General features: G+C 71.3%; 25 protein-coding genes, 1 pseudogene and 1 riboswitch. Of the genes and pseudogenes, 13 read left to right on the plus strand and 13 right to left on the minus strand.

What is annotated here, in order from left to right; translation table 11 throughout:
• The first annotated feature begins 69 nt into the window (after positions 1-69).
• From frr to ACFVZW_RS01525, 8 genes are all read left to right on the plus strand, one after another.
• Complete coding sequence (gene frr / locus ACFVZW_RS01490) at positions 70-627, plus strand: ribosome recycling factor (RefSeq protein WP_158990977.1); 558 nt, start codon at positions 70-72, stop codon at positions 625-627.
• The gene (locus tag ACFVZW_RS01495) at positions 627-1,718 is read left to right on the plus strand and encodes a phosphatidate cytidylyltransferase (RefSeq protein WP_384515070.1); all 1,092 of its coding nucleotides are present in this window, start codon (positions 627-629) and stop codon (positions 1,716-1,718) included. The genes frr and ACFVZW_RS01495 overlap by 1 nt, the downstream gene beginning before the upstream one ends.
• A 133-nt stretch (positions 1,719-1,851) precedes the next feature.
• Complete coding sequence (locus ACFVZW_RS01500; RefSeq protein WP_384515073.1) at positions 1,852-3,471, plus strand: MFS transporter; 1,620 nt, start codon at positions 1,852-1,854, stop codon at positions 3,469-3,471.
• A 158-nt stretch (positions 3,472-3,629) separates the two neighbouring features.
• Positions 3,630-4,088 carry an SRPBCC family protein gene (locus ACFVZW_RS01505; RefSeq protein ID WP_384515076.1) on the plus strand — a complete coding sequence of 153 codons (459 nt, stop codon included), beginning with the start codon at positions 3,630-3,632 and terminating at the stop codon, positions 4,086-4,088.
• 374 nt (positions 4,089-4,462) lie between these two features.
• The gene (gene rlmN, locus ACFVZW_RS01510; protein ID WP_361850956.1) at positions 4,463-5,569 is read left to right on the plus strand and encodes a 23S rRNA (adenine(2503)-C(2))-methyltransferase RlmN; all 1,107 of its coding nucleotides are present in this window, start codon (positions 4,463-4,465) and stop codon (positions 5,567-5,569) included.
• A 29-nt stretch (positions 5,570-5,598) separates the two neighbouring features.
• Positions 5,599-5,704, plus strand: a riboswitch (TPP riboswitch).
• An 86-nt stretch (positions 5,705-5,790) separates the two neighbouring features.
• Positions 5,791-6,870: a thiamine ABC transporter substrate binding subunit gene (locus ACFVZW_RS01515; protein ID WP_384515562.1), complete on the plus strand. Its 1,080-nt coding sequence runs from the start codon at positions 5,791-5,793 to the stop codon at positions 6,868-6,870.
• A 38-nt stretch (positions 6,871-6,908) separates the two neighbouring features.
• The gene (locus ACFVZW_RS01520) at positions 6,909-8,522 is read left to right on the plus strand and encodes an ABC transporter permease (RefSeq protein WP_384515564.1); all 1,614 of its coding nucleotides are present in this window, start codon (positions 6,909-6,911) and stop codon (positions 8,520-8,522) included.
• The gene (locus tag ACFVZW_RS01525; protein ID WP_384515079.1) at positions 8,522-9,544 is read left to right on the plus strand and encodes an ABC transporter ATP-binding protein; all 1,023 of its coding nucleotides are present in this window, start codon (positions 8,522-8,524) and stop codon (positions 9,542-9,544) included. Before ACFVZW_RS01520 ends, ACFVZW_RS01525 begins: the two co-directional genes overlap by 1 nt.
• A gap of 16 nt (positions 9,545-9,560) precedes the next feature.
• Here ACFVZW_RS01525 and ACFVZW_RS01530 read toward each other — a convergent pair whose 3' ends face one another.
• The 7 genes from ACFVZW_RS01530 to ACFVZW_RS01560 all read right to left on the minus strand — a co-directional run bounded on the left by ACFVZW_RS01530 (position 9,561) and on the right by ACFVZW_RS01560 (position 16,584).
• On the minus strand, positions 9,561-10,160 hold the full coding sequence (locus ACFVZW_RS01530; protein ID WP_384515082.1) for a hypothetical protein: 600 nt from the start codon (positions 10,158-10,160) through the stop codon (positions 9,561-9,563).
• A gap of 9 nt (positions 10,161-10,169) precedes the next feature.
• Entirely contained in the window at positions 10,170-11,114 is a 945-nt protein-coding gene (locus ACFVZW_RS01535) for a hypothetical protein (protein ID WP_384515085.1), read from the minus strand.
• Positions 11,115-11,355: 241 nt separating this feature from the next.
• Positions 11,356-12,450 carry an LOG family protein gene (locus ACFVZW_RS01540; protein ID WP_384515088.1) on the minus strand — a complete coding sequence of 365 codons (1,095 nt, stop codon included), beginning with the start codon at positions 12,448-12,450 and terminating at the stop codon, positions 11,356-11,358.
• 204 nt (positions 12,451-12,654) lie between these two features.
• The gene (locus ACFVZW_RS01545; protein ID WP_384515090.1) at positions 12,655-13,800 is read right to left on the minus strand and encodes a hypothetical protein; all 1,146 of its coding nucleotides are present in this window, start codon (positions 13,798-13,800) and stop codon (positions 12,655-12,657) included.
• Positions 13,782-14,510 carry an ABC transporter ATP-binding protein gene (locus tag ACFVZW_RS01550; RefSeq protein ID WP_384515093.1) on the minus strand — a complete coding sequence of 243 codons (729 nt, stop codon included), beginning with the start codon at positions 14,508-14,510 and terminating at the stop codon, positions 13,782-13,784. Before ACFVZW_RS01550 ends, ACFVZW_RS01545 begins: the two co-directional genes overlap by 19 nt.
• 218 nt (positions 14,511-14,728) lie before the next feature.
• A complete protein-coding gene (locus ACFVZW_RS01555; RefSeq protein WP_376439517.1) occupies positions 14,729-16,108 on the minus strand; it encodes an aspartate aminotransferase family protein in 1,380 nt (459 codons plus the stop codon).
• Positions 16,093-16,584 (minus strand): Lrp/AsnC family transcriptional regulator, encoded by a 492-nt coding sequence (locus ACFVZW_RS01560; RefSeq protein ID WP_362368194.1) that lies wholly within the window; start codon positions 16,582-16,584, stop codon positions 16,093-16,095. The genes ACFVZW_RS01555 and ACFVZW_RS01560 overlap by 16 nt, the downstream gene beginning before the upstream one ends.
• 206 nt (positions 16,585-16,790) lie before the next feature.
• On the opposite strand from ACFVZW_RS01560, the gene ACFVZW_RS01565 reads away from it, so the two are divergent.
• From ACFVZW_RS01565 to ACFVZW_RS01580, 4 genes are all read left to right on the plus strand, one after another.
• Entirely contained in the window at positions 16,791-18,227 is a 1,437-nt protein-coding gene (locus ACFVZW_RS01565; protein WP_384515096.1) for a gamma-aminobutyraldehyde dehydrogenase, read from the plus strand.
• Between the two features lie 143 nt (positions 18,228-18,370).
• Positions 18,371-19,534 (plus strand): PotD/PotF family extracellular solute-binding protein, encoded by a 1,164-nt coding sequence (locus ACFVZW_RS01570; protein WP_384515099.1) that lies wholly within the window; start codon positions 18,371-18,373, stop codon positions 19,532-19,534.
• A gap of 23 nt (positions 19,535-19,557) precedes the next feature.
• Positions 19,558-20,091, plus strand: coding sequence for an HXXEE domain-containing protein (locus tag ACFVZW_RS01575; protein WP_384515102.1), 534 nt, complete (start codon positions 19,558-19,560; stop codon positions 20,089-20,091).
• Between the two features lie 30 nt (positions 20,092-20,121).
• Positions 20,122-20,667, plus strand: coding sequence for a hypothetical protein (locus ACFVZW_RS01580; protein WP_384515105.1), 546 nt, complete (start codon positions 20,122-20,124; stop codon positions 20,665-20,667).
• Here ACFVZW_RS01580 and ACFVZW_RS01585 read toward each other — a convergent pair.
• The 6 genes and pseudogenes from ACFVZW_RS01585 to ACFVZW_RS01610 form a co-directional block, all read right to left on the minus strand.
• Positions 20,646-21,821: a serine hydrolase domain-containing protein gene (locus tag ACFVZW_RS01585; RefSeq protein WP_384515107.1), complete on the minus strand. Its 1,176-nt coding sequence runs from the start codon at positions 21,819-21,821 to the stop codon at positions 20,646-20,648. The genes ACFVZW_RS01580 and ACFVZW_RS01585 overlap by 22 nt on opposite strands.
• A gap of 102 nt (positions 21,822-21,923) precedes the next feature.
• Positions 21,924-22,595: a response regulator gene (locus ACFVZW_RS01590; protein ID WP_384515110.1), complete on the minus strand. Its 672-nt coding sequence runs from the start codon at positions 22,593-22,595 to the stop codon at positions 21,924-21,926.
• Positions 22,592-23,290 (minus strand): annotated as a pseudogene (locus ACFVZW_RS01595) (sensor histidine kinase); the annotation flags it as partial. The gene ACFVZW_RS01590 and the pseudogene ACFVZW_RS01595, both read right to left, overlap by 4 nt.
• An 85-nt stretch (positions 23,291-23,375) precedes the next feature.
• Positions 23,376-24,161, minus strand: a complete 786-nt coding sequence (locus ACFVZW_RS01600; protein ID WP_384515113.1) for an SAM-dependent methyltransferase — start codon at positions 24,159-24,161, stop codon at positions 23,376-23,378.
• On the minus strand, positions 24,158-24,880 hold the full coding sequence (locus ACFVZW_RS01605; protein WP_384515116.1) for a glycerophosphodiester phosphodiesterase: 723 nt from the start codon (positions 24,878-24,880) through the stop codon (positions 24,158-24,160). Before ACFVZW_RS01605 ends, ACFVZW_RS01600 begins: the two co-directional genes overlap by 4 nt.
• A 28-nt stretch (positions 24,881-24,908) precedes the next feature.
• Entirely contained in the window at positions 24,909-25,934 is a 1,026-nt protein-coding gene (locus ACFVZW_RS01610; protein WP_384515119.1) for an adenosine deaminase, read from the minus strand.
• 75 nt (positions 25,935-26,009) lie between these two features.
• Here ACFVZW_RS01610 and ACFVZW_RS01615 point away from each other — a divergent pair, with 75 nt between their 5' ends.
• Positions 26,010-26,648, plus strand: coding sequence for a DUF4190 domain-containing protein (locus ACFVZW_RS01615; protein WP_384515122.1), 639 nt, complete (start codon positions 26,010-26,012; stop codon positions 26,646-26,648).
• Positions 26,649-26,655 lie beyond the last annotated feature (7 nt).

A 26,655-nucleotide genomic window follows, 5' to 3' on the forward strand; every position in this document is an offset into this window, starting at 1 on the left:
GGGGATGGACAGAGCCCTGCCGGTCGTACACCGTGCAGGACAAGACGCGACGACACGCAGGAGCAAGTGGTGATCGAAGAGACCCTCCTCGAGGCCGAGGAGAAGATGGAGAAGGCCGTCGTGGTCGCCAAGGAGGACTTCGCCGCGATCCGCACCGGCCGTGCGCACCCGGCGATGTTCAACAAGATCGTGGCCGACTACTACGGTGCCATCACGCCGATCAATCAGCTGGCGTCGTTCTCGGTGCCCGAGCCGCGCATGGCCGTGGTGACCCCGTTCGACAAGAGCGCGCTGCGCAACATCGAGCAGGCGATCCGGGACTCGGACCTCGGCGTCAACCCGAGCAACGACGGCAACATCATCCGTGTGGTGTTCCCGGAGCTCACCGAGGAGCGCCGCCGCGAGTACATCAAGGTCGCCAAGGGCAAGGCCGAGGACTCGAAGATCTCCATCCGTTCCGTGCGCCGCAAGGCGAAGGAGACCATCGACAAGCTGGTCAAGGACGGCGAGGTCGGCGAGGACGAGGGCCGTCGCGGCGAGAAGGAGCTCGACGACACCACCGCGAAGTACGTGGCGCAGGTGGACGAGCTGCTCAAGCACAAGGAAGCCGAGCTGCTCGAGGTCTGATGAACGACTCTTCCTGGGGGGCCCCGGCCGGTTCCGGCTACTGGGGGCCCGACCAGGGGCCTGCCCCGGCGGGTCCCGCATACGATGGGCTGCAGGCGGCGCAGACTCGGCCCATGCCCATCGTGCCCGACGTCCCCGCCGGCGATCACCAGGACGACCACGACCGGGGGGCCGCTCAGCCGAGTGGTCCCCTGTTCCGTGACGAGACGCCGAACGAGCACCCGCAGGAGCCCATGTCCAGCCCGTCGCAGCCCGCTCCCGCGGCTCCGCAGAAGAAGAGCGCGGGGCGCGACCTGGGCGCGGCCATAGGGGTCGGCGTCGGGCTCGGCGCCGTGATCATCGCGTCGTTGTTCATCTGGAAGGCCGCGTTCGTCGGCGTGATAGCGGTCGCCGTCGTGGTCGGTCTGTGGGAGCTCACCTCCCGTCTGCAGGAGCGCAAGGGCATCAAGGCTCCGCTCGTCCCGCTCGCCGTCGGCGGTGCGGCGATGGTGGTGGCCGGGTACGTCCGGGGTGCGGAGGGGGCCTGGGTCGCCATGGCCCTGACCGCGCTCGCGGTGCTGGTGTGGCGTATGACGGAGCCGCCCGAGGGCTATCTGAAGGACGTCACGGCGGGTGTGTTCGCCGCGTTCTACGTGCCGTTCCTGGCGACGTTCGTGTCGTTGATGCTCACGGCCGACGACGGGCCGGAGCGGGTGCTCACGTTCCTGGTGCTGACGGTGGTCAGTGACACCGGTGCGTATGCGATCGGCTGGCGTTTCGGCAAGCACAAGCTGGCTCCGCGGATCAGTCCCGGGAAGACCCGTGAGGGTCTGCTCGGTGCGGTGGCGTTCGCGATGGCGGCGGGCGCGCTGTGCATGGAGTTCCTGATCGACGATGGCTCGTGGTGGCAGGGTCTGCTGCTGGGCCTCGCGGTGGCGGCGAGTGCGACGCTCGGCGACCTCGGCGAGTCGATGATCAAGCGTGATCTGGGCATCAAGGACATGGGCACGCTGCTGCCGGGGCATGGCGGCATCATGGACCGGCTGGACTCCTTGCTGCCGACCGCTCCGGTGGTGTGGCTGCTGTTCGTGCTGTTCGTCGGCACGGCCTGACAGACGCGATCGTGGTGAAGGGCCCGTCGTCCCCTCGGGGACGGCGGGCCCTTCCCGTTCTTGGTGCCGCCATGCGGTGGACGTCCACGGCGGGTCGGGGCCGCGACGTCGGGGGCGTTGGCACGATGCGCCCATGGCACGCAGGGGAGGCAGCGCGGAAGGTCCGGCGGCGGGGGCGCGACTCGTCCTGTTGACGCTCGCCGCCGGTCAGTTCCTGATGGCGCTCGACAGCTCCGTCATGAACGTCTCGATCGCGACGGTGGCCGACGACGTCGGGACCACGGTCACCGGGATCCAGGGCGCCATCACGGCGTACACGCTGGTGATGGCGATGTTCATGATCCCCGGGGGCAAGGTCGGGGCGCTGATCGGCCGTAAGCGCGCGTTCATGATCGGTTGTGTCGTCTACGGCTGCGGGTCCCTCACCACGGCGCTGGCACCGAACCTTCCCGTGCTGCTGTTCGGCTGGTCGTTCCTGGAGGGCATCGGGGCGGCGCTCATCATGCCGGCGATCGTGGCCCTGGTGGCCGGCAACTTCGCCACGGAGCGGCGCGCGGCGGCGTACGGCATCGTGGCGGCCGCCGGGGCGGTGGCCATCGCTCTGGGACCGCTCATCGGAGGCGTCGCCACGACGTACTTCTCCTGGCGCTGGGTCTTCGCCGGCGAGGTCCTGGTGGTGCTCGTCATCCTGGTGTTCGCCCGCCGAATCGCGGACACCGTGGGCGAGGAGCGCCGTCGGATCGACCTTGTCGGCGCCGCGCTGTCCGCGCTGGGGCTGGGGGTCTTCGTCTACGGAGTGCTCCGCTCGGACGAGTGGGGCTGGTTCCGGCCGAAGCCCGACGCACCCTCGTGGCTCGGTGTGTCGATGGTCGTGTGGATGATGCTGGCGGGCCTGCTGCTGGTGTGGCTCTTCCTCCGCTGGGAGGCGCGGCTCGTGCGCCGCGACCGGGAGCCGCTCGTCGACCCGACCGTGTTGCGGAACAAGCAGCTCACCGGCGGTCTGACGATGTTCTTCTTCCAGTACCTCGTCCAGATGGGTGTCTTCTTCGTCGTACCCCTCTATCTGTCCGTCGCGCTGGGCCTGTCCGCGCTCATGACCGGGGCGCGCATCCTGCCGCTGTCGGTGACCCTGCTGGCAGCGGCGGTCCTGATTCCGCGTTTCTTCCCGGACGTCTCGCCGCGGCGGGTGGTACGGCTCGGGGTGCTCGCGCTGCTCGCGGGCGCGGTCGCCCTGATGGCCGCGCTGGACGCCGACGCCGGCGCGGAGATCGTCACGGTCCCCCTCCTGCTGATCGGGCTCGGCATGGGCGCGCTGGCCTCGCAGCTCGGTTCGGTCACCGTGTCCGCCGTACCGGACAGCAAGAGCGCGGAGGTCGGCGGTATCCAGAACGCCGTCACCAACCTCGGTGCCTCGATCGGTACGGCGCTGGCCGGGTCGCTGCTGATCGCCGCGCTCACGTCCTCGTTCCTGACCAGCGTCGAGCAGAACGCGGCGATTCCGGCCGAGGTCAAGAACCAGGCCGCCGTCGAGCTCCAGAGCGGCGTTCCGTTCCTCTCGGACGCCCAGCTCAAGACGGCTCTCGACGAGGCGGGTACCAGCCCGGAGGTGACGCAGGCCGCCCTGGACGCGAACGCCGCCGCGCGCCTGGACGGCCTGCGGGCCGCGCTGGCGATCCTCGCCCTCTCCTCGGCCGTGGCGCTGTTCTTCACCCCGCGCATCCCTTCCACGCAGCCCGGCTCGCCGCGGCCCTGACGGGCACGTGTCGTCGCTGTGCGCGGCGACCGGCGAGGAAGCCGTTCGGACCTGCCGGAGGGCGGGGGCGAGCGGTCGGCGTGAGGCTGGGGGTGAGGCCCAGGGCGCCGGACGGCGAGCCCGTGGCGGCCGTACCGTCCGGAAGGAGCGTGATCGGCATGGCCCGGAACCGCCGTCTGATCCTGAGCACGCCGTCGGAGGTCTGGCGGCTGCTGTCCAACGGCCACCGTTACGGGGAGTGGGTCACGGGAACCCAGCAGGTCCTGGCGGCGGACCCGCACTGGCCGGACGTGGGCGCCCGACTGAAGGTCCGGGTCGGCGGCGGCCCCTTCACCCTCGACGACACGGTCGTCGTCCGCATCTGCGAGCGGGAGCGGCGCCTGGAGCTGGAGGCGAAGGCGGAGCCCTTCGGTGCGGCCCGTATCGCCATGACCTTGCTCCCCTGGGGCGAGCACACGCTCTTCACCCTCGACTGGCATCCCCTCCGGGGCCCGGGCATCCGTATGCACGGGCTTCCCGTGGACTACCTCGTCGCCGTCCGCAACGGCATGATGCTGACGAAGCTGGCGAGGATCGCGGTGCAGGAGCACGCCGAACACACGGTCCAGGCCGTCTGACGGCCGCGGGGCCCGCCGCCGACGGCCCCGCCCCGGCGGCACGCGGTGCGGGACGGGCCACGAGGCCTCGGCCGTGGGGGCCCGCCGACGACGGCCCGGCCGTGCCGGGACGGGCCGTGCGGCTCCGGCCGCGTGGGACGGGCAGTGCAAGGGCGCCCGCGGTGCGGGACCGGCGGAGTGGCCTCCGCCGTACGGGCCCGCCGCCGACGGCCCGGTCGCATGCGACGGGCGGGGCGAAGGCGCCCTCCGTGCGGCTCCGGCCGCGAGGGTTTCCGCCGTGCGGGCCCGCCGCCGACGGCCCCGGCGGCACGCGGTGCGGGGCCCGCCGCGACCGCCCCGAGTCATGCGTGCGCGTCTGCGACACTGGTACCACCATGCCCAAGCCCGGAGAACTCACTTTCGTCGCCCCCCGCGGAGCCAAGAAGCCGCCGCGGCACCTCGCCGACCTCACGCCCGCCGAGCGCAAGGAGGCCGTCGCCGCGATCGGCGAGAAGCCGTTCCGCGCCAAGCAGCTGTCCACGCACTACTTCGCGCGGTACGCCCACGACCCCGCCGAGTGGACCGACATCCCCGCGTCCTCGCGCGAGAAGCTGCAGGGCGAGCTGCTGCCCGACCTGATGTCCGTGGTCCGGCACATCTCGTGCGACGACGACACCACCCGTAAGACCTTGTGGAAGCTGCACGACGGCACGCTCGTCGAGTCCGTGCTGATGCGGTACCCGGACCGGGTCACCATGTGCATCTCCTCGCAGGCCGGCTGCGGGATGAACTGCCCGTTCTGCGCCACCGGACAGGCCGGTCTCGACCGGAACCTGTCGACCGCCGAGATCGTGCACCAGATCGTCGACGGGATGCGCGCCCTGCGCGACGGCGAGGTGCCCGGCGGGCCCGCGCGGCTCAGCAACATCGTCTTCATGGGCATGGGTGAGCCGCTCGCCAACTACAAGCGGGTCGTCGGCGCCATCCGCCGGCTGACCGACCCCGAGCCGGACGGCCTCGGCCTGTCCCAGCGCGGGATCACCGTCTCCACCGTCGGTCTGGTGCCCGCGATGCTGCGCTTCGCCGACGAGGGCTTCAAGTGCCGGCTCGCCGTCTCCCTGCACGCCCCCGACGACGAGCTGCGCGACACCCTCGTGCCCGTCAACACGCGCTGGAAGGTCCGCGAGGTCCTCGACGCCGCGTGGGAGTACGCGGAGAAGTCCGGCCGCCGGATCTCCATCGAGTACGCCCTGATCCGCGACATCAACGACCAGGCGTGGCGCGGCGACCTCCTCGGGCGGCTGCTCAAGGGCAAGCGGGTGCACGTCAACCTGATTCCGCTGAACCCGACGCCCGGGTCGAAGTGGACCGCCTCCCGTCCCGAGGACGAGAAGGCGTTCGTCGAGGCCATCGCCGCCCATGGCGTCCCGGTCACCGTCCGTGACACCCGCGGTCAGGAGATCGACGGTGCCTGTGGACAGCTGGCGGCGTCCGAGCGCTGACCTTGTACTCTGTGCTCGAACACATCTCCATATTCCGACAGGGGAGCGCCACAGCGCTGAGAGTGCGGTCAGGACCGCAGACCCTCTGAACCTCGCCCAGGTCATTCTGGGTAGGAAGTTCGGTCGTAACTCGAGCTGTTGCGCCCTGCCCGCCTCACGGTCGGCAGGGCCGCGTCTCTTCCTGGTCACACCCAGGAGGAATTCCAGTGAGCACCAAGAAGATGGCCGCCGCGGCGATCGTCGCCGCGCTCGGCGTCACCACGCTCGCCGCGTGCGGCACCGAGGACGTCCGGGACGCGGCGGGCAAGTCCGGCGCGCCCACCCCGAAGACCGTGACCCTCGTGAGCCACGACTCCTTCAACGCCTCCAAGGAGGTGCTGGCGGAGTTCACCAAGCAGACCGGCTTCACGGTCAAGGTCCTCAAGAGCGGCGACGCCGGCGAGGCCGTCAACAAGGAGATCCTGACCAAGGGATCCCCGCAGGGCGACGTCTTCTTCGGCGTCGACAACACCCTGCTGTCCCGCGCGCTCGACAACGGGATCTTCGTCCCGTACGAGGCGAAGGGCCTGGACCGGATCCCGACCGAGGTCCAGCTCGACAAGGAGCACCGGGTCACCCCGATCGACTCCGGTGACATCTGCGTCAACTACGACAAGAAGTACTTCGCGGACAAGAAGCTCGCACCCCCGCAGACCTTCGACGACCTGGCGAAGCCCGCGTACAAGGACCTGCTGGTCGTGGAGAACCCCGAGCGTTCCTCCCCGGGCCTCGGCTTCCTGCTCGGCACCGCCGCCCAGTACGGCGACGACGGCTGGCAGGACTACTGGAAGAAGCTCAAGGCCAACGGCGTGAAGACCGTCGACAGCTGGGAGCTCGCCTACAACCAGGAGTTCTCCGGCTCCGCCGGCGGCAAGAAGGCCAAGGGGGACCGGCCGCTGGTCGTCTCGTACGCCTCCAGCCCGCCGGTCGAGGTCCTCTACTCCGAGCCGCAGCCCAAGGAAGCCCCCACCGGGGTCTCCACCGGCACCTGCTTCCGGCAGACCGAGTTCGCCGGGCTGCTGAACGGGGCGAAGAACCCCGAGGGCGGCAAGGCGCTGATCGACTTCCTGATCTCCAAGAAGTTCCAGGACGACATGCCGCTGCAGATGTTCGTCAACCCGGTGGCCGAGGACGCCACCCTGCCGGAGCTCTTCACGAAGCATGGTGTGGTGATCGACAAGCCGCAGACGATGGCGCCCGCGAAGATCGCCGAGAACCGTGACCAGTGGATCCAGCAGTGGTCGTCGCTCGTTCTGAAGTAGTTCCCGACCGCAGGGGAAGCGCGGCGCGGCTCGGCCTGATGGTCGTGCCCGCCGCCTTCTTCGCGCTCTTCTTCGCCTGGCCCGTCGTCTCGATCGTCGAGCGCGGGCTGCGGGTCGACGGGGCGTGGCAGTTCGGCCGGTTCGGCGAGACGCTGAGCCGGCCCGAGATCCTCGACGTACTCTGGTTCACGCTCTGGCAGGCGCTCGCCTCCACCGGGCTGACCCTGCTGATCGCGCTGCCCGGCGCGTATGTCTTCGCCCGCTTCGACTTTCCCGGCAAGGGGCTGCTGCGCGCCGTCGTCACCGTGCCCTTCGTGATGCCGACCGTCATGGTCGGTACGGCCTTCCTGGCGCTTGTCGGGCGAGGCGGGCTCCTCGACGAACTGTGGGGCATGCGGCTCGACACCACCGTGTGGGCGATCCTGATCGCCCATGTGTTCTTCAACTACGCCGTCGTCGTACGGACCGTCGGCGGCCTGTGGGCGCAGCTCGACCCGCGCCAGGAGGAGGCCGCCCGGGTCCTCGGCGCGTCCCGCTGGACCGCCTGGCGGACCGTGACCCTGCCGGCGCTCGCGCCGTCCGTCGCCGCGGCCGCGCTGATGGTGTTCCTCTTCACCGCGAGCTCCTTCGCCGTCGTGCAGATCCTCGGCGGATCCACGTACTCCACCCTGGAGACGGAGATCTACCGGCAGACCGTCGTCCGCTTCGATCTGACGACGGCGGCCGTCCTCACGATGGTGCAGTTCGTCGCCGTCGGCGTGGTCCTCGCCGTGCACGCCCGCACCGTCCGCCGGCGGGAGGCCGCGCTGAAGCTGGTCGCACCCGAGCAGACCGCGCGCCGGCCCCGGGGAGTCGGCCAGTGGGCGCTGTTCGCGGGCGTCCTGCTCTCCGTCGCCCTGCTGATCGTGCTGCCGCTCGGCGTCCTCGTCGAGCGGTCCTTCGCCACCTCCGACGGATACGGGTTCGACTACTACCGGGCGCTGCAGACGCCGGACCCCTCCGGCACCTTCCTCGTGCCGCTGCTGGACACGATCGGGAACTCGCTCCGGTACGCCGTCGTCGCCACCCTGATCGCCCTCGTCATCGGCGGACTCGCGGCGGCGGCCCTCACCCGGCGGGCGGGGCGGCTCGTGCGCGGCTTCGACGCGCTGCTGATGCTGCCGCTCGGGGTCTCCGCCGTCACCGTCGGCTTCGGCTTCCTGATCACCCTGGACGAGCCGCCGTTCGACCTGCGGGCGAGCTGGATCCTCGTGCCGCTCGCGCAGGCCCTGGTCGGTGTCCCCTTCGTCGTACGGACGATGCTGCCGGTGCTCCGTGCGGTCGACGAGCGGCTGCGGGAGGCTGCGGCCGTGCTCGGGGCGTCGCCGCTGCGTGCCTGGCGCGAGGTCGATCTGCCGCTGGTACGGCGCGCGCTGCTGATCGCGGCCGGATTCGCCTTCGCGGTGTCCCTCGGAGAGTTCGGCGCGACGGTCTTCATCGCCCGGCCCGACAGCCCGACGCTGCCGGTCGCGGTGGCCCGGCTACTCGGCCGGCCCGGGGAGCTCAACTACGGCCAGGCCATGGCCCTTTCGACGATTCTGATGGTGGTGTGCGCGGTGGCCCTGCTGCTGCTCGAACGGCTCCGCACCGACCGGACCTCCGGGGAGTTCTGATGCTGACGCTCAAGGACGCGACCGTACGGTTCGGGCAGCGGGCCGTGCTCGATTCGGTGGACCTGCAGGTGGCCGAGCACGAGATCGTGTGCGTGCTCGGGCCGAGCGGCAGCGGAAAGTCCACGCTGCTGCGGGCCGTCGCCGGACTCCAGGCCCTCGACGAGGGCCGGGTGCTGCTCGGCGGCAGCGACCAGGCCGGGGTGCCGGCGCACCGGCGCGGCGTCGGGCTCATGTTCCAGGACCACCAGCTCTTCCCGCAGCGGGACGTCGGCGGCAACGTCGCCTTCGGGCTGCGGATGCGCCGCGTCGGGAAGGCAGAACAGGACCAGCGGGTCCGGGAGTTGCTGGAACTGGTCGGTCTGCCCGGGGCGGGACGGCGGGCCGTCGCCTCGCTGTCCGGCGGCGAACAGCAGCGCGTGGCGCTCGCCCGCGCACTCGCCCCACACCCCCGGCTCCTCATGCTGGACGAGCCGCTCGGCCAGTTGGACCGAGGGCTGCGGGAGCGGCTCGTGGTCGAACTGCGTCGGCTCTTCGGCCGGTTGGGCACGACGGTGCTCGCCGTCACCCACGACCAGGGGGAGGCGTTCGCGCTCGCCGACCGGGTCGTGGTGATGCGGGACGGCAGGATCGCCCAGTCCGGCACTCCGCTGGAGGTGTGGCAGCGGCCCGCCTCCGAGTTCGTGGCGCGCTTCCTCGGATTCGACAACGTGGTGGCGGGGACGGTGAGCGGGGACGGGGCCGACACCGTGTGGGGGAAGGTCCCGGTGCCCGGCGGATCCCCGCAGGGCCGGGCGAAGCTCCTCGTGCGCCCGGGCGGCGTCCGCCTCGGTGCCGCGAAGGAGGGCCTGACCTGCACGGTCGAGGCCCGTACCTTCCGCGGCACGCACGTCGCCGTCCTGCTGCGCCCGGACGAAGGTCCCGCCTTGGAGGCGGAGTGCCCCCTCAGGGACGCACCCGAGGACGGCGCGCGGGTGGGCGTGACGTTCGCGGCCGAGGAGGTCGTGGTCCTGGCGGGGGAGTGAGCCCGGGAGTCCCGGCTCAGCCGAACCAGACCACCAGGCGGACGTTCTCCTCGCCGTACTGGGCCGCCAGCGCGCGCATCGACGCCCAGACAGGGCCCCAACGGCCGTCCGGCGGAACGATCATCCCCGCCGTGTAGACCACCGGACGGTACACGGCGCCGTTCAGACGGACCTCGCCGCCCGGCGGCCATTCGTTCAGGAAAAGATCCTCGCCGAAGACCTCCTCGGCCGCGTCGAGCACCTCGACCGGCGCCCAGAGCACGTCGTGCAGGACGAGTTCGCCGTCCGGCCCCGGCCGCCACTCGCCCACACGGTTCCCGTCGGGGCGGTCGCAGATCGGCGCGTCCCAGTCGACCGCCGCGATCTCGGCCCACGTCGCGTACGAGTGGCTGTGGTTCGGTTCGTCGTCCCGCTTCGGCACTTCCTCGCAGGAGTCCTCCGGCCAACCACGCGCGTCGAAGAGCGGCCGGTCCACCCCGAGGCTCCCGCCGTAGCCGAACATGGCTTCGCGCTCGTCCCGCTGCTTCCAGAGGTCGAAGTCGAGCAGATCGGCCTCCATCTCCCACGGTCCGCCCGCGGTGCGGGCCTCGATCAACCCGTCGATGAACGTCCCCATGGCCGCATCCTAGGAAACGCGTACGGGATCGGGCCGGGCCTCGGGCACGGCACCGTGTTCGTCCGGCACGCCCGTGTCCTCCGCCCCGTGGCCCTCCGGGGCGCCGAACCAGGCCACCGCCACCGCGCCGACGACCGCGAGGACGAAGCCGAGGACCGCGAGCCAGGCGAAGCCCGGGCGGGAGGCGTCGCCCAGCCACCACACGCCGATCATGCCGGGGAGCACCGTCTCGCCGACCACCAGCGCCGCCGTCGCCCCGTTCACCGAGCCGATCTGGAGCGCGACGGTGTGCAGATACATGCCGCCGACCCCGGCGACGAGGATCGCGTACAGCGCCGGGTCGGTGAGGAGCGCGCCGAGGTCGAAGGGGTCGATGCCGTTCAGGATCCGCACCCCGACGCCCAGTGCGCCGAAGCCCAGCCCGGAGAGCAGACCGGCCAGGATGGCCGCCCGGGCGCCCAGGAGCCGTACGAGCACCGTGCCGCCCACCATCAGGAGCAGCGAGATCGCGAGCAGCCACCAGTGCGTGGCGATCGGGGTGTGCCCGCTGCCCTCGGGGCCCGCCGCGCTCGCGAGGAGCACCAGCGCCGAGCAGACCACGCCGATCGACGTCCACTCCGCCCGGGTGAGCCGGATGCCGAGCATCCGGACGCTCAGGACCGCCGTGACGACCAGGTTCGCGCTGATCACGGTCTGGGACAGGAACAGCGGGAGCAGCCGGGCCGCGAGAGCGCCGAGACCGAAGCCGATGAAGTCCAGGATCGTGCCGACGACGAACTCCCACGTCGTCGCCGCCTTCGCGGTGGAGGACAGACTCGGCCCGCCGCGCTCCGTGAGCCGGCCCGCGGCGGCCGCCTCGCGCCGGGCGGACTTGCGCGACCCGACGGCCTGCAGGACGGAGCCCGTGCCGTAACAGATCGAGGCGGCGATGGCGGTCAGCAGTCCTATGAGCACCGAGTGGCTCCGTTCCCGAAAGATGGCGGTACGGACTGCCAGACGTGGGATCGGGCGTCGAAGTTGCCTCGCGCGGCCACCGACCGTTCGACCGACGGCGGTACGGCGGCCCTGGCGGGTCGTTCTGCTTCTGGAGGGCGGCCAGGCCCTTCCGCAGGTCGTCGGCTTTCATGACCGATCAGGCTCGCCGTGGGGAGCCGGGGCGGCACCATCTCGTCCGTCACCGCCGTCGCGCCCGCGGTCAGAGGCGTCGCAGGGCCTCCGGGGCCTCGTCGATCGAGTCCACCAGGGCGATCCTGGCCGCCATCGGGCGGTCCGCGGCGAGCGCCTGGAGCAGGGGCCAGGCGGGCAGCCGTCGCGTCCAGTGGGCGCGGTTCACCAGGACCATCGGGGTGGGCTCTCCCCGCGACTCGTAGTAGTTCGGCGTCGTGTTGTCGAAGATCTCCTGGACCGTGCCGGCCGCGCCGGGCAGGAAGACCACCCCGGCGCTGCAGCGCGCCAGCAGACCGTCCTCGCGGGTGGCGTTGGCGAAGTACTTCGCGATGTGGCCGGCGAACGGGTTCGGCGGCTCGTGGCCGTAGAACCAGGTGGGGATGCCGATCGAGTCGCCGCCCTTCGGCCAGCGGGCCCGGACCTCGAAGGCGGCGCGGGCCCACTCGGTGACGGACGGGGTGAACGACGGCGCCTTGGCGAGGAGTTCGAGCGCCTCGTCGAGGACGGCGTCGGCGAGCGGCGCGGTGTACGCGCCCAGGTTCGCGGCCTCCATCGCGCCGGGCCCGCCGCCCGTCGCCACGGTGAGGCCCGTACGTGCCAGGGACCGCCCGAGCCGGGCCGCACCGGCGTACGCGTCGGTGCCACGGCCCATCGCGTGCCCGCCCATCACACCGACGACCCCGGTGCCGGCGAGGAGCTCGTCGAGGGCGTCGGAGATCGCGTCGTCGTGGATGGAGCGGAGCATCGACGCGAAGACGTCGCCGTCGGCCTTCGTCCGCTGGAACCAGTCGTACGCGAGGGCGTCGGGGGTCGCCTCGTAGCCCTCGTCCCGGACGCCTTCGAACAGTTCGTCGGGGGAGTAGAGCCGGGCGCGGTACGGGTCGAACGGCAGATCCGGCACGGGCGGGAAGACCAGGGCCCCGTCGGCACGGACCTTGGCGGCGGCCTCCGGCTGCATGGCGCAGCCGAGGAAGACGGCGCCGGCGGTGGAGGCGGAGAGCAGCGCGAAGGTGTGGTCGGTGAGGTCGACGGACTGGATGCGGTAACCGAGGAGGGACCCTTGGGTGACGGCCGCGTCGAACTCGGCGGGGGTGTGGATCTCGCGCGCGTGCGGGCGGGTCATGTCGCCCACGATAGGCCCTCGTGGTGCGGGGCCCCGTCGAGGCGCCGCGCGGTGCGGGGCGGCGGGGGGCCGTCCCGTGCGCCCGCCCTCCCCCGGACTCCGTCCGGGGGACCCCAGTGGCGGGGCGGGATCGAGGGAAGCGGGCGACAGCCCACGTGGGTGGGGAAGTGGCGGCCCGCGCGGGGTGAACGCCCCACGCCGAGCTCAGCCCTTCAACGGGACCGCTGCCAGTTGGCCCACCAGGATCGTCAGGGGGAGGAACACCGCCAGCAGGGCCCCCGCCCGCATCAGGGCCGCGTTGCGGAGGGCTGTGGGTGGGGCGCCCAGGCGGACCAGGGCTTCCGTCGTGTGGGCGCGGCACTGCTTGGACTCCAGGGCCGCCGTCAGCAGCGTCGCCGTCGTGCAGGCCATCACCAGCGCCGCCCCCAGGCCCGTCAGCGGGCCGAAGCCGCCCGCCTGGGAGCCGTACAGCGTCGCCGCCGCGAGGGCGCCCGAGGCCACCGCGCACACCACGCCGAGCGGGCGGCCGATGCGCCGGGACTCGTCCATCAGCACCCGGCCGGCGAGGAGCCGGATCGCGCCGGGGCGGACCGCCTGGAGCAGGCGGCCGCACCAGTGGGTGATCCCCGGGCCCGCCATCGCGAGGCCGAGCGCGGTGAGGATCCAGCCGGCCAGCACGCCGCCGGGGTTGCCGTCGAAGCGGCCCGGCAGCGGGAAGGCGCCGTCCCCGCCGCCCTCGCCCGCGTACGTCTCGACCGCGAGGCCCATCGCGAGGAGCGCCACGCCCCAGGGGAGCCCGGAGGGGGCGGTCTTCTCGATGCCCTCGGGGGCCGGGGGAGTCCTGCGGGGGCGCAGCGCGAGCGCAGCGGCCGTCGAGGCGACCACCGGCAGGATCGCGAGCAGGGTGAGTGCGGCCGCGAGCGGGATCGGCTGGTGCGAGGCGAGCAGCTCGGCGGCGGCTCCGTCGAACGGCAGCCCGGTGATGTCCCCGCGCAGGTGCAGGTAGAACAGCAGCGCGACCATCGAGCCGAGCGTGCAGGAGACCGCCGTCGAGGCGGCGGCGATCGCCGTGAGCCGGGCAGGGCCGAGGCCGATCGCGGAGAGCCCGGGCCTCGGCCGCGTGCTGGGGTCCGTGCGGGCCACGGCGACCGCGAAGTGCGTGGTCGCCGCCAGGGGGACCAGGCACCACAGCAGCCGCAGGGTCGCCGCCGCCGACCGGTCCGGGTGGCCCACGGCGTACCCCAGCGTGCACAGCAGCAGAAAGCCGACCCCCGCGGCCGCCGCGGCGACCAGGAGGCGCCGCAGCAGGACGAGGGGGTGGGTCCCGCGGACTAGACGGAGAGCGAGCACGCGGCGACGCCCTCCGCCCCGGTGGTCGGCGCCGCGGTGCCGACGCGGCGCCCGTCGAGCAGGGCGACCGAGCGGTCGGCGAGGGTGGCGACCTCGCTGTCGTGGGTGGCGAGCAGCACGGTGATGCCGTGCGAGCGGGCCGCGGCGGTGAGCGTCCGCAGTACCTGGGACCCGTCGGCGCGGTGCAGGGAGGCGGTCGGCTCGTCGGCGAAGAGGACCGACGGGGTGGTGACCAGGGCCCGGGCGATGGCGATCCGCTGGCGTTGCGACTGGGTCAGGGCGTGCGGGCGCTTACGGCCGTGCATGCCGATGTCGAGCCGCTCCAGCCACTCCAGTGCGGAGGTCTTGGCCGCCTTGTGGGAGACACCGCGCAGCAGGAGCGGCAGGGCCGCGTTCTCCCAGGCGGTCAGTTCGGGGACGAGCCCGGGCTCGGGGTCGATCCAGCCGAAGCGGTCCCGGCGCAGCCGTTCGCGCTGGGACTGGCTCATGGTGTGGACGGGGCTGCTGTTGAACCAGACCTCGCCCTGCTGGGCGACCGTCTGTCCCGACAGACAGCGCATCAGCGTGGTCTTCCCGCTTCCGCGCGGGCCGATCAGGGCGAGGATCTCGCCCTCGCGCACGCCCAGGGAGACGCCGGTGAGAACGTCCGAGCCCTCCAGGGTGCAGTGCAGGGAACGCGCCCAGAGCACGTCGTTGTCCGGTGGGGCCATCGCGTACACCTCGATGTCGGATCCGATTCTTGCGTTCCCCCGTCCGGGGGAACGAAGGGACGGGCCTGTCGGTCACTGGGCACCGTAAGTATTCGGATCCGTTTGTACGGACAGCACGCGGCCCGGGCCGCCGCCATCCACTCGGATGGCGGCATACCCGGGCCGGGGTCACGCCGTGAGGGCGGCGTGAGGTCCTGTGCCTCGAAGGGCGGGGACGGTCAGAGCTTGGTCCACGCCTCGGTGAGCACCGAGCGCAGGATGCCTTCGATCTCGTCGAAGGTGCCCTGGTCGGCGATCAGCGGCGGGGCCAGCTGGATGACCGGGTCGCCACGGTCGTCGGCACGGCAGTACAGACCGTTCTCGAACAGCGCCTTGGAGAGGAATCCGTACAGGACGCGCTCGGTCTCCTCGTCCGTGAAGGACTCCTTGGTGACCTTGTCCTTCACGAGCTCGATGCCGTAGAAGAAGCCGTTGCCGCGGACGTCGCCGACGATCGGCAGGTCGTGCAGCTTCTTCAGGGTCTCGAAGAAGTTGCCCTCCTGGTCCAGCACGTGCTGGTTCAGGCCTTCCTTGTCGAAGATGTCGAGGTTGGCGATCGCGACCGCCGACGACACCGGGTGGCCACCGAAGGTGTAGCCGTGCAGGAAGGTGTTGTCGCCCTTGTAGAACGGCTCCGCGATGCGGTCCGAGACGATGCAGGCGCCGATCGGGGAGTAGCCCGAGGTCATGCCCTTGGCGCAGGTGATCATGTCCGGCACGTAGCCGAACTTGTCACAGGCGAACATCGTGCCGAGGCGGCCGAAGGCGCAGATGGTCTCGTCGGAGACGAGCAGCACGTCGTACTGGTCGCAGATCTCGCGTACGCGCTGGAAGTACCCGGGCGGCGGCGGGAAGCAGCCGCCGGCGTTCTGCACCGGCTCCAGGAAGACGGCCGCGACGGTCTCGGGGCCCTCGAAGAGGATCTGCTGCTCGATCTGGTCGGCGGCCCAGCGGCCGAAGGCCTCGGGGTCGTCGCCGTGGATCGGGGCGCGGTAGATGTTGGTGTTCGGCACCTTGTGCGCGCCGGGGACCAGCGGCTCGAAGGGGGCCTTCAGGGCCGGCAGGCCGGTGATCGACAGGGCGCCCTGCGGGGTGCCGTGGTAGGCGACCGCACGCGAGATGACCTTGTACTTGGTGTGCTTGCCCTGCAGCTTGAAGTACTGCTTGGCCAGCTTCCAGGCGGTCTCGACGGCCTCGCCGCCGCCGGTGGTGAAGAAGACCTTGTTCAGGTCGCCCGGGGCGTAGTCGGCCAGCCGCTCGGCGAGCTCGACGGCCTTGGGGTGCGCGTACGACCACACGGGGAAGAACGCGAGCTCCTGGGCCTGCTTGTACGCGACCTCGGCCAGCTCCTTGCGGCCGTGACCGGCGTTGACCACGAAGAGACCCGCGAGACCGTCGAGGTAGCGCTTGCCCTTGTCGTCGAAGATGTAGGTGCCCTCACCACGCACGATGGTGGGGACGGGGTTGTTCTCGTACGACGACATGCGGGTGAAGTGCATCCACAGGTGGTCGTACGCGGTCTTGGACAGGTCCTGGGTCACGGTTATCGAGTTCCCCACATATAGGTCTGCTTCTTGAGCTTGAGGTAGACGAAGCTCTCCGTGGAGCGCACGCCGGGGAGGGTCCGGATGCGCTTGTTGATCACATCCAGCAGGTGGTCGTCGTCCTCGCAGACGACCTCCACCATCAGGTCGAACGAGCCCGCGGTCATCACCACGTACTCACATTCAGACATGGCAGTCAGCGCGTCCGCGACCGGATCGAGGTCACCCTCGACGTTGATGCCGACCATCGCCTGCCGCCGGAGGCCCACGGTGAGAGGGTCGGTGACGGCGACGATCTGCATGACGCCCTGGTCGAGCAGCTTCTGGACGCGCTGTCGAACGGCCGCCTCGGACAGGCCCACGGCCTTGCCGATGGCGGCGTACGGACGGCGACCGTCCTCCTGGAGCTGCTCGATGATCGCCAGGGAGACGGCATCGATCGTCGGGGACGAACCGGAACCGGTTCTGGAGTTCGTGCTTTGACTGGCCACGGCTTCACTCTGCACCGAGACTCGTCGGTCTGGCAAGCCCAGAGCGATGTAATTCGTTGTTTCAGGCGTCGGATCTCACTGAATCCGAAGTTGGCGGATGTCGGGCCTGTCGAAAGCGTCAGGTAAGCGATTAGGCTGAGGTGTCTCAGCAAACGGGACGCCGCACGATGAAGTGCGACCATGAACGTGACAGGAGGGGTGGCAAAGTGACCACCGAGCTGCGCCGGCTGCGTAACTACATCAACGGGGAGTTCCGGGACGCCGCCGACGGACGGACCATCGATGTGGTCAACCCGGCCACGGGCGAGGTCTTCGCCACGTCTCCGCTCTCCGGACAGGCGGACGTCGACGCCGCCATGGACGCGGCCGCGGCCGCGTTCCCGGCCTGGCGGGACACGACGCCGGCCGAGCGCCAGAAGGTCCTGCTGAAGATCGCGGACGCCTTCGAGGAGCGCGCCGAGGACCTGATCGCCGCCGAGGTCGAGAACACCGGCAAGCCCGTCGCCCTCACGGCGAGCGAAGAGATTCCCCCCATGGTGGACCAGATCCGCTTCTTCGCGGGTGCCGCCCGGATGCTCGAGGGCCGTTCGGCCGGCGAGTACATGGAGGGCATGACCTCCATCGTCCGCCGCGAGCCCGTGGGCGTCTGCGCCCAGGTCGCGCCGTGGAACTACCCGATGATGATGGCCGTGTGGAAGTTCGCCCCGGCGCTCGCCGCGGGCAACACGGTCGTCCTCAAGCCGTCCGACACGACCCCCGCGTCGACCGTCCTGATCGCCGAGATCATCGGGCAGATCGTGCCCAAGGGCGTCTTCAACGTGATCTGCGGCGACCGCGAGACCGGCAAGGCGATGGTCGAGCACCCGACCCCGGCGATGGCCTCCATCACCGGTTCGGTACGCGCCGGCATGCAGGTCGCCGAGTCGGCGTCCAAGGACGTCAAGCGCGTCCACCTGGAGCTGGGCGGCAAGGCCCCGGTCGTCGTCTTCGAGGACACCGACATCGCCAAGGCCGTCGAGGACATCTCGGTGGCGGGCTTCTTCAACGCGGGCCAGGACTGTACGGCCGCGACCCGTGTCCTCGTGCACGAGTCCATCCACGACGAGTTCGTGGCGCAGCTCGCCAAGGCGGCCACGGACACGAAGACCGGGCAGCCGGACGACGAGGACGTGCTGTACGGCCCGCTGAACAACGCCAACCAGCTGAAGCAGGTCTCCGGCTTCATCGAGCGCCTCCCGGCCCACGCCAAGGTCGAGGCCGGTGGCCACCAGGTCGGCGAGAAGGGCTACTTCTACGCCCCGACCGTCGTCTCCGGCCTCAAGCAGGACGACGAGATCGTCCAGAACGAGGTCTTCGGCCCGGTCATCACGGTGCAGTCCTTCCGTGACGAGGGCCAGGCCCTGGAGTTCGCCAACGGCGTCGAGTTCGCCCTCGCCTCCTCGGTCTGGACGAAGGACCACGCCCGCGCGATGCGGATGTCGCGCGCGCTGGACTTCGGCTGCGTGTGGATCAACACCCACATCCCGCTGGTGGCGGAGATGCCGCACGGCGGCTACAAGAAGTCCGGCTACGGCAAGGACCTCTCGGCGTACGGCTTCGAGGACTACACGCGCATCAAGCACGTGATGACGTCTCTTGGCTAGATCGCCGGCTGTTCCGTCCGCGGCCCCGACACTCTTGATCGACAGGGTGTCGGGGCCGCGGCCGTTCGGTCGACGTACCGTCCATTGTTCCTTCGCGGCGGGCCCGGGATGCTGCACGGGTGAGAGCGACAGCCAGGAACAACATGTCCCGCCGGTCCCTGCTGCGCGGGATCGGTGGTGTGGGGGCCGCGACCGTGCTCGCCGGGTGCGGAGTGCCCGCCGCCTATGTCGAGCCGGGGGAGCGGGCCGGGCGGGACCTGTCAGCTCGGGACCGGACGCTCGACTTCGCGAACTGGCCCCTCTACATCGACACCGATGACGACGACACCTCGAAGCGGCCCACGCTGGACGCCTTCGGCGCCCGCACCGGGATCTCCGTGCGCTACACCGAGGAGATCAACGACAACGACGAGTTCTTCGGCAAGATCAGCCCGGCGCTGATGAACCACCAGGAGACCGGCCGCGACCTCATCGTCGTCAGCGACTGGATGGCGGCCCGGTTCGTACGGCTGGGCTGGGTGCAGGAGATGGACCGGGCGAAGCAGCCGAACGTCACCCGGTACCTGGACCCGCAGCTGCGCTCACCCTCCTTCGACGAGGGCCGGCTGCACTCCGTCCCCTGGCAGTCCGGGATCACCGGCATCGCGTACAACCGCAAGAAGCTGGGCCGGGAGATCCGGTCGGTCAAGGAGCTGTGGGACGCCGAACTGCGCGGGAAGGTCACCCTGCTCTCCGGGCTCGACGAGTCCTTCGCCCTGCTCATGCAGGGCAACGGCGTCGATGTGACCAAGTGGACCGCCGACGACTTCCACGCGGTCTGCGAGCAGATCGAGGGGCTCGTACGGAACCGGCACATCCGCCGCTTCACCGGCAACGACTACATCAAGGACCTGTCGACCGGCGACGTGCTGGCCTGCCAGGCGTACTCGGGCGACGTGATCCAGCTCCAGGCCGACAACCCCGACATCGAGTTCGTCGTCCCCGAGGAGGGCGCCGAGCTGTGGGCCGAGTCGCTGATGATCCCCAACCTGGCGCGGCACAAGACCAACGCCGAGAAGCTGATCGACTACTACTACGAGCCCGAGGTCGCCGCCGAGCTCGCCGCCTGGGTCAACTACGTCTGCCCGGTCCCCGCCGCCCGCGACGTCCTGGCCGACTCCGACGACGAGGAGCTGGCGGCCCTCGCCGAGGACCCGCTGATCTTCCCCGACGACGAGATGCGGGGGCGGCTCGCGATCGCCCGGGACATCACCTCGGAGGAGCGGACCGCGTTCGCGAAGAGGTGGAACTCGATCGTCGGCCTGTGAGTTCACCGGGGGTGACCTCGAATGTGAACTCGAACGTGAACTCGGCCGTGACGTACGGGCTGTTGGCCGCCTGGGCCCTGCACGACACCGAGGAGCTCCTCCTCGGACCCCGCTGGCTCCGGGAGCATCTGCCGGAGCTGCGCGAGCGCTTCCCGCAGGCCCCGGAGGCGGTGTGGAAGGTCGTGGAGAGCGTCGACGAGCGGGAGTTCACCGTCGCCGTGACGGCGGTGGGGGCCGTCGTCGCCGCCGCGGCCGTCGCCGGACAGCGTTCCGGCGGCCGGTCCGCCTTCTACCAGTCCGCGCTGAACGGCTTCGGCCTGCACGGCCTCGTCCATCTGGCGCAGGCCGCCGCCGTCCGCGGGTACACGCCAGGATCGGCGACCTCGCCGCTGATCGTCGTGCCCTTCACGCTCTGGGCGCGCGGGCGGCTGCGGCGGGCCGGTGTGCTGCGGCCGACGCGGGCCCGGGACGTGGTGACCGGGCTCGCGCTGGCCGCCGGCGTGACCGTCGCCGCGCACGCCCTCGCGCGGAAGGTGACCGGCCACCCCGGTTTTTGAACGCGTTCATGACGGGCGTAGGGTGCTGTCATGAACGAGGCGAAGGGGCCGCAGGCCCTTCTCAGGCGTATCCGTGTGTGGCTGGTCGTCTTCATCGTCTGTCTGGTGCTGAGCGGGGTCACCGCCTTCCCGCTCGTCACCGAACTGCACCTGATCGAGGACGCGTTGACGTCCTGGGCGTCGCCCGTCGCCGAGCTCTTCCCCGGCCTCCTGGAGTGGATCGAGCGGGTACGGGACGGACTCGACACCGCCGACGCGCAGTACCCCTTCCTGCTCTACGGCACCGACTGGCTGGCCTTCGCCCACCTCGTCATCGCCGTCGCGTTCTACGGCCCCTACCGCGACCCCGTCCGGAACATCTGGGTGATCGAGTTCGGGATGATCGCCTGTGCCGGGATCATCCCGCTCGCCCTGATCTGCGGCCCGATCCGGGGCATCCCCTTCTGGTGGTCCGTCATCGACATGTCGTTCGGCGTCTTCGGAGTGATCCCGCTGCTCGTCGTACGCCGGATGATCAAGCGTCTCGAAGCGGTGGGGGCCGTGGCCGAGGCGCCTCAGGCCGTCGGCGCGCCGTAGGTCGCCACCATGATGTTCTGCGCGACCTCGTTCATGCCCTCGCCCTTCGCGTCCGTGGAGTTGACGCTGTAGACCAGCGTGCGCGAGCCGCCGCGGGTCGAGGCGATCGCCGCGTTGTAGCCCCAGCGGCCGCCCGTCTTTCCCCACACCTCACGCCCGCCGAGCTTCTTCATCGCCAGCCCGGCCGCGTACGCGGCCGGGTCGCCGCTCGTGAAGTCCGTGACCTTCGGCAGCGTGAACATCTCCTCCAGGAGCGGGCCGTGCACCACCCGACCCTGGAACAGGGCCGTCGTGAAACGCTCCAGATCGGCCGTCGTCGAGATGATGTCGCCGGCCGCCCAGCCGTCCGTCGTCCCCCACACCGACACATCGCGCAGCCCGGTCGTGCCGTCGTCCAGCCTCATCGTCTGGTAACCGTGGTTGTGCGGACCCCTGATACGGGGGTCGGTCCCGGGGAAGTACGTGTCGCGCAGCCCCAGCGGCCGCAGGACGCGCGCCGCGACCTGGTCCTCGTAGGTGTCGCCGGTGACCCGCTCGATCAGCAGACCCGCGATCGTGTAGCCGATGTTGAGGTAGTGCTGGCGGGTGCCGGCGGCGAACTCCCGCTCCTTCGCCGTCGCCGAGCGGACCATCTCCCGCGGGTCGTGGATCTCGAAGCGGTTCGCGTACCACTCCTCGACCGTCGTGCCGGCGAACTCCGGGGCGGGAATGCCGTGCGTGTGGTTGATCAGCTGGCGGACCGTCACCTTCCCGTACCGGGCCGGGATCAGCTCCGGCAGGTAGGAGCGGGCCGGGCGGTCCAGGTCCAGCCGCCCCTCGGCGGCCAACTGGAGCACGACCGCGGCCGTGAACACCTTGGTCACCGAACCGGCCCGGAAGCGGGCGTCCGCGTCGGCCGGGCGCATCGACGCCAGATCGTGCACGCCCGAGGTGCCGCGCCAGACGCCCTCGGTGCCCCCGACCCGTACCAGCGCGGCCGTGGCAGAGGTCTTCGGCAGTCCGGCGATCGCCGCTTCGAGCGCCGTGTTCGAGGCCGGCGCCGCCGCGGACGCGGGAGCCGACGGGCCCGTGGCGGCGGCCGGCAGCACCGCGGGGCCCGCCGCGACCCCCAGGACGAGGGCGGCGGCCAGCAGCGTGCGCATGGTGTTCCTCATGGTCAACTCCGTGGATGTGAGCCGGTGTTCTCGATGACTCTCATCCTGCTGACCTGCGGCGATCCACGGATCGCCGGAGCGGGGGATCTTCGCCCGCCCCGTTCATCCCCCGGGCGGGGGAGAGCCGGCGGTGATCAGCCCGCTCTCGTACGCGCAGATCACCGCCTGGATCCGGTCCCGAAGACCCAGCTTGGCGAGCACGTTCCCCACGTGCGTCTTCACCGTGTGGTCGCTCACCACCAGCTCCGCCGCGATCTCCGCGTTGGAAAGACCCCGTGCGAGCAGCAGCAGCGTCTCCCGCTCGCGGGCCGTCAGCGCGTCGAGGCGCGGATCGGGCCGGGGCGCGCGCCGGGTCGGGCGGGTGTACTCCGCCACCAGGCGCCGGGCCACGGACGGGGCGAGCAGCGAGTCGCCCCGCGCCACCACCCGTACCGCGTGCACCAGGTCGTCCCGGCGCACGTCCTTCAGCAGGAAGCCGCTCGCGCCCGAATGCAGCGCCTCGTACACGTACTCGTCGGAGTCGAAGGTCGTCAGCATCACCGTCCGGCAGGCCGACTCGGCGCTGATCGTCCGGCAGGCCTCGATGCCGTCCATGCGCGGCATCCGGATGTCGAGCAGCGCCACATCGGGGTCGTGCCGGCGCACGACCTCGACCGCCTCGGCCCCGTCGCCCGCCTCCGCGACCACCTCGATGTCCGACTGCCCCTCCAGGATCATCGAGAAGCCGCTGCGGACCAGCTCCTGGTCGTCGGCCACCACCACGCGGATCGTCAACGCCCCACCTCCGCGGGAGACGTCACGGGGAACGCGACCCGCACCTCGAAGCCCCGGCCGTCCGGCCCCGGTCCACACACCGCGGTGCCGCCGTGCGCCGCCGCCCGCTCGCGGATCCCGACGAGACCGTGCCCGCCGGAGCCCGCCGGGGAACCGCGCCGCGGACCGCGCCCGTCGTCCGTCACCACGATCTCCAGGACGCCGTCCGCATGGGCCAGCCGGACGGAGGCGGTGCGCGCCCCGGCGTGCTTCACCACGTTCGTCAGCGCCTCCTGGACGATGCGGTGGACGGTCGCCCCGACGGCGGGCGGCAGGGCCCGCACCCCGCCCGCCGTCGCGTACGAGACGTCCAGCCCACTGGCCCGGACCCGCTCCATCAGCTCCGGCAGCCCGCCGAGATCCGGCTGCGGCTCCCGGGGCGCGTCGCCCTCCGCCCCGTCGCGCAGCACCCCCAGCATCCGGCGCAGCTGAACCATGGCGTCCCGGCCCGTCGCGGAGATCGCGTCGAACGCGGCCTCCGCCCGCTCCGGAGCCGCCCGCACCGCCACCGGACCGGCCTCCGCCTGCACGACCATCAGGCTCACCGCATGGGAGAGGATGTCGTGCATCTCCCGGGCGATCCGGGCCCGTTCACGCGCCGCCGCCTGCTCGGCCTCGACGCGATGGGCCCTCTGCCGGGCGTCGGTCAGCCGCCCGTCCCGACGTCCACGGCCTGCGGACGGGAGGCCCCGAACTCCCGCGCCCGCTCCCACCACCCCCGTACGTCCCCCCGTATGCCCATTACGGCTTCCGGCCCACCGCGCCGAACTGCGCCACCTCGCTCGCCGGGGCGAACCGCCAGCTCGCGCACGAGACGATCCCCGGCTCCAGGACGTCGAGACCGTCCAGGAAGGAGGTGAACTCGGCGCGGGTGCGGGCCGTGATCGGCGGCGTCGCGTTCTCGTTCCAGAACGCCATCGCGGCCACGTTCCCCTCGCCGCCGAGCTCCGGCTCCAGCGTCGGGTGGGTCAGCACGAGGTACGAGCCGGAGGGGACCGCGTCCATCAGCGTGCGGACGACGGACCGGGCCTCGTCGGTGTCGAGGACGAAGTTGAGGATGCCGAGCATCATCACCGCGACCGGACGCGACAGGTCGAGCGTCCGCGCCGCCGCCTCCAGGATGAGCTCCGGATTCCGCGCGTCCGCGTCGATGTACTCGGTGATCCCCTCCGGGGCGCTGGTCAGCAGCGCGCGGGCGTGCGTGAGTACGATCGGGTCGTTGTCGACGTAGACGATCCTGGCGTCCGGCGCGACCCGCTGGGCGACCTCGTGGGTGTTGTCGGCCGTCGGCAGGCCCGTGCCGATGTCCAGGAACTGGCGCACCCCGGCGTCGGCCGCCAGATGTGTCACCGCCCGGCCGAGGAACGCCCGGTCCGCGCGGGCCACTTCACCGATGCTCGGGTAGAGACCGGTGACCTGGTCGCCGACCGCCCGGTCGACGGGGTAGTTGTCCTTGCCGCCCAACCAGTAGTTCCACACCCGGGCGTTGTGCGCGATGTCGGTCCGGATCCGCTCGGCCCCTGTCACCGGTGGTCCCCCCTTCGCAGTTCGGCGGCTCGCAGTTCGGCGGCGAGCGCGTCCACCCGGTTGGTGGTGATCGCATCCACCCCGTGGGACAGGAGCTTACGCATGGAGCGCCGGGTGTCGGCGGTCCAGGCCGACAGCAGGTACCCGTCCCGGTGCACCCGCTCCACCAGCTCCCGACTCACCAGGCCGAAGCGGTAGTTGAGCCAGCGCGGCTTCACCGCGTCGAGGAGTACCGCACGCGGCGGCGCCAGTGTCGTCCACGTCAGGGCGATCTCCGCGGCCGGGTCGGCGGCCCGGACCTGGAGCATCGCCACCCCGCCCGCGCAGTAGTAGACGCGCTCGGCGGCCCCGCACTCGCGGACCGTGCCGACGATCGTGCGGACCGACTCCTCGTTGCCGCCGGGCAGGTCGAGCATCAGCCGGTGCGGCCCGGCCGCGATCAGCGCCTCGCGCAGCGTCGGCACCCCGCCGTAGGTCAGCTCCCGCAGCTGCGCGTGGGTGAGCGCGGACAGCGGCCGGTCGTGGCCCCACAGCCGTTCGAGCGTGTCGTCGTGGAGCAGGACGGGGACGCCGTCATGGGTGAGCCGTACATCGATCTCGACGGCGTCCGCGCCCCCCTCGATCGCCGAGACGATCGAGGGGACCGTGTTCTCCCGCACGCGGTACGGGTCGCCGCGGTGGCCTACGACAGTGACGTGGTCCAGGGTGACGTGGTCCATGGGGCCATTGTTGCGGCTGGGACGCCGCTCAGCGCGCGAGCCACGTCTCCGTGTAGTCGTCGATCTCGCCGGCGATGCGGGCCTTCCCGGCCTCGTCCAGGAAGGACGCCTCGACCGCGTTCTTGGCGAGGGCGGCCAGACCGCGCTCGTCGAGCTCCAGGAGACGGGCGGCGACCGCGTACTCGTTGTTCAGGTCCGTACCGAACATCGGCGGGTCGTCGCTGTTGATCGTCACCAGGACGCCGGCCGCCACCATCTCCTTGATGGGGTGCTGGTCCAGATCGGCGACGGCGCGGGTCGCGATGTTCGAGGTCGGGCAGACCTCCAGGGCGATCCGGTGCTCCGCCAGGTGGGCCAGGAGCGCCGGGTCCCGAACGGCGCTGGTGCCGTGGCCGATGCGCTGGGCGCCCAGCTCGTTCAGGGCGTCCCAGATCGTCTCGGGGCCCGTCGTCTCGCCCGCGTGCGGGACGGAGCGCAGGCCGGCCGCGATCGCCCGGTCGAAGTACGGCTTGAACTGCGGGCGCGGTACGCCGATCTCCGGGCCGCCGAGCCCGAACGAGACGAGGCCCTCGGGGCGCAGGTCGACCGCGAGCCGGGCGGTCTCCTCCGCGGCCTCCAGGCCGGCCTCGCCGGGGATGTCGAAGCACCAGCGCAGCACGATGCCCAGCTCGGCCTCGGCGGCCTTGCGGGCGTCCTCGATGGCCGCCATGAAGGCGCGCTCGTCGATCCCGCGGCGGGTGGAGCTGTACGGGGTGATGGTCAGCTCGGCGTACCGGATGTTCTGCCGCGCCATGTCCCGGGCGACCTCGAACGTCAGCAGCCGGACGTCCTCCGGGGTGCGGACGAGGTCGACGACCGAGAGGTAGACCTCGATGAAGTGCGCGAAGTCGGTGAAGGTGAAGTAGTCGGCGAGCGCCTCGGGGTCCGTGGGGACCTTCGAGTCGGGGTGACGGGCGGCCAGCTCGGAGACGATCCGCGGAGAGGCCGAACCGACGTGGTGGACGTGCAGCTCGGCCTTGGGGAGGCCCGCGATGAAGGAGTGGAGATCGGTCATCGGATCATCGTAGGCCGGGCAGGTCCGCCGTCGGGGCGAGGTCGTAGCATGGCGTGACCACGATGGGGGAGGCCCATGTCTGACAACAGCGACCAGCCTCGGGGCGGGTACGACCCGGCGGACCCGTGGGCTCCGCCGAACCGCGACGGGGTGGAACTGAGCAAGCCGGCGACGCCGGCGCCGCAGGACCGTCCGCCGGTGCACGAGCAGCCGACGATGACGTCGATGCCGGCGGCCGGGGACGTGCCGCCGCCGCCGGTCGCCCCCGGGGGGCCCGCGACCACGCCCGGCGCGTACGGCTACCCGGCCGCGACGCCGGCCGCGTCCGCGCCGACGGCGTACGGCTACCCCGGCTACCCGGGATACAGCGGCGGCTACGGCCAGACCGGCTGGCAGGCGGCCCCGTCCAACGGGATGGGCACGGCGGCGATGGTGCTCGGCATCATCGCGACCGTCGGCTTCTGCATGTACGGCCTCGGCGTCGTCCTGGGCATCCTGGCCCTGGTCTTCGGCGTCATCGGCCGCAAGAAGGTGCAGCGGGGCGAGGCGACCAACGGCGGGATGGCCACCGCGGGCATCGTCCTCGGCGCGATCGGCATCCTGATCAGCTCGGTCTTCCTGGGCTTCATCATCTGGGCCATCGCCCAGGACGAGACCTACGGCAGTGACACGGACGACCCGTGGGCGACGAGCCTGGTGGTCCAGAACCGCTAGAACGCCC

The organism is Streptomyces sp. NPDC059567 (genome assembly GCF_042735655.1).
GTDB lineage: Bacteria > Actinomycetota > Actinomycetes > Streptomycetales > Streptomycetaceae > Streptomyces.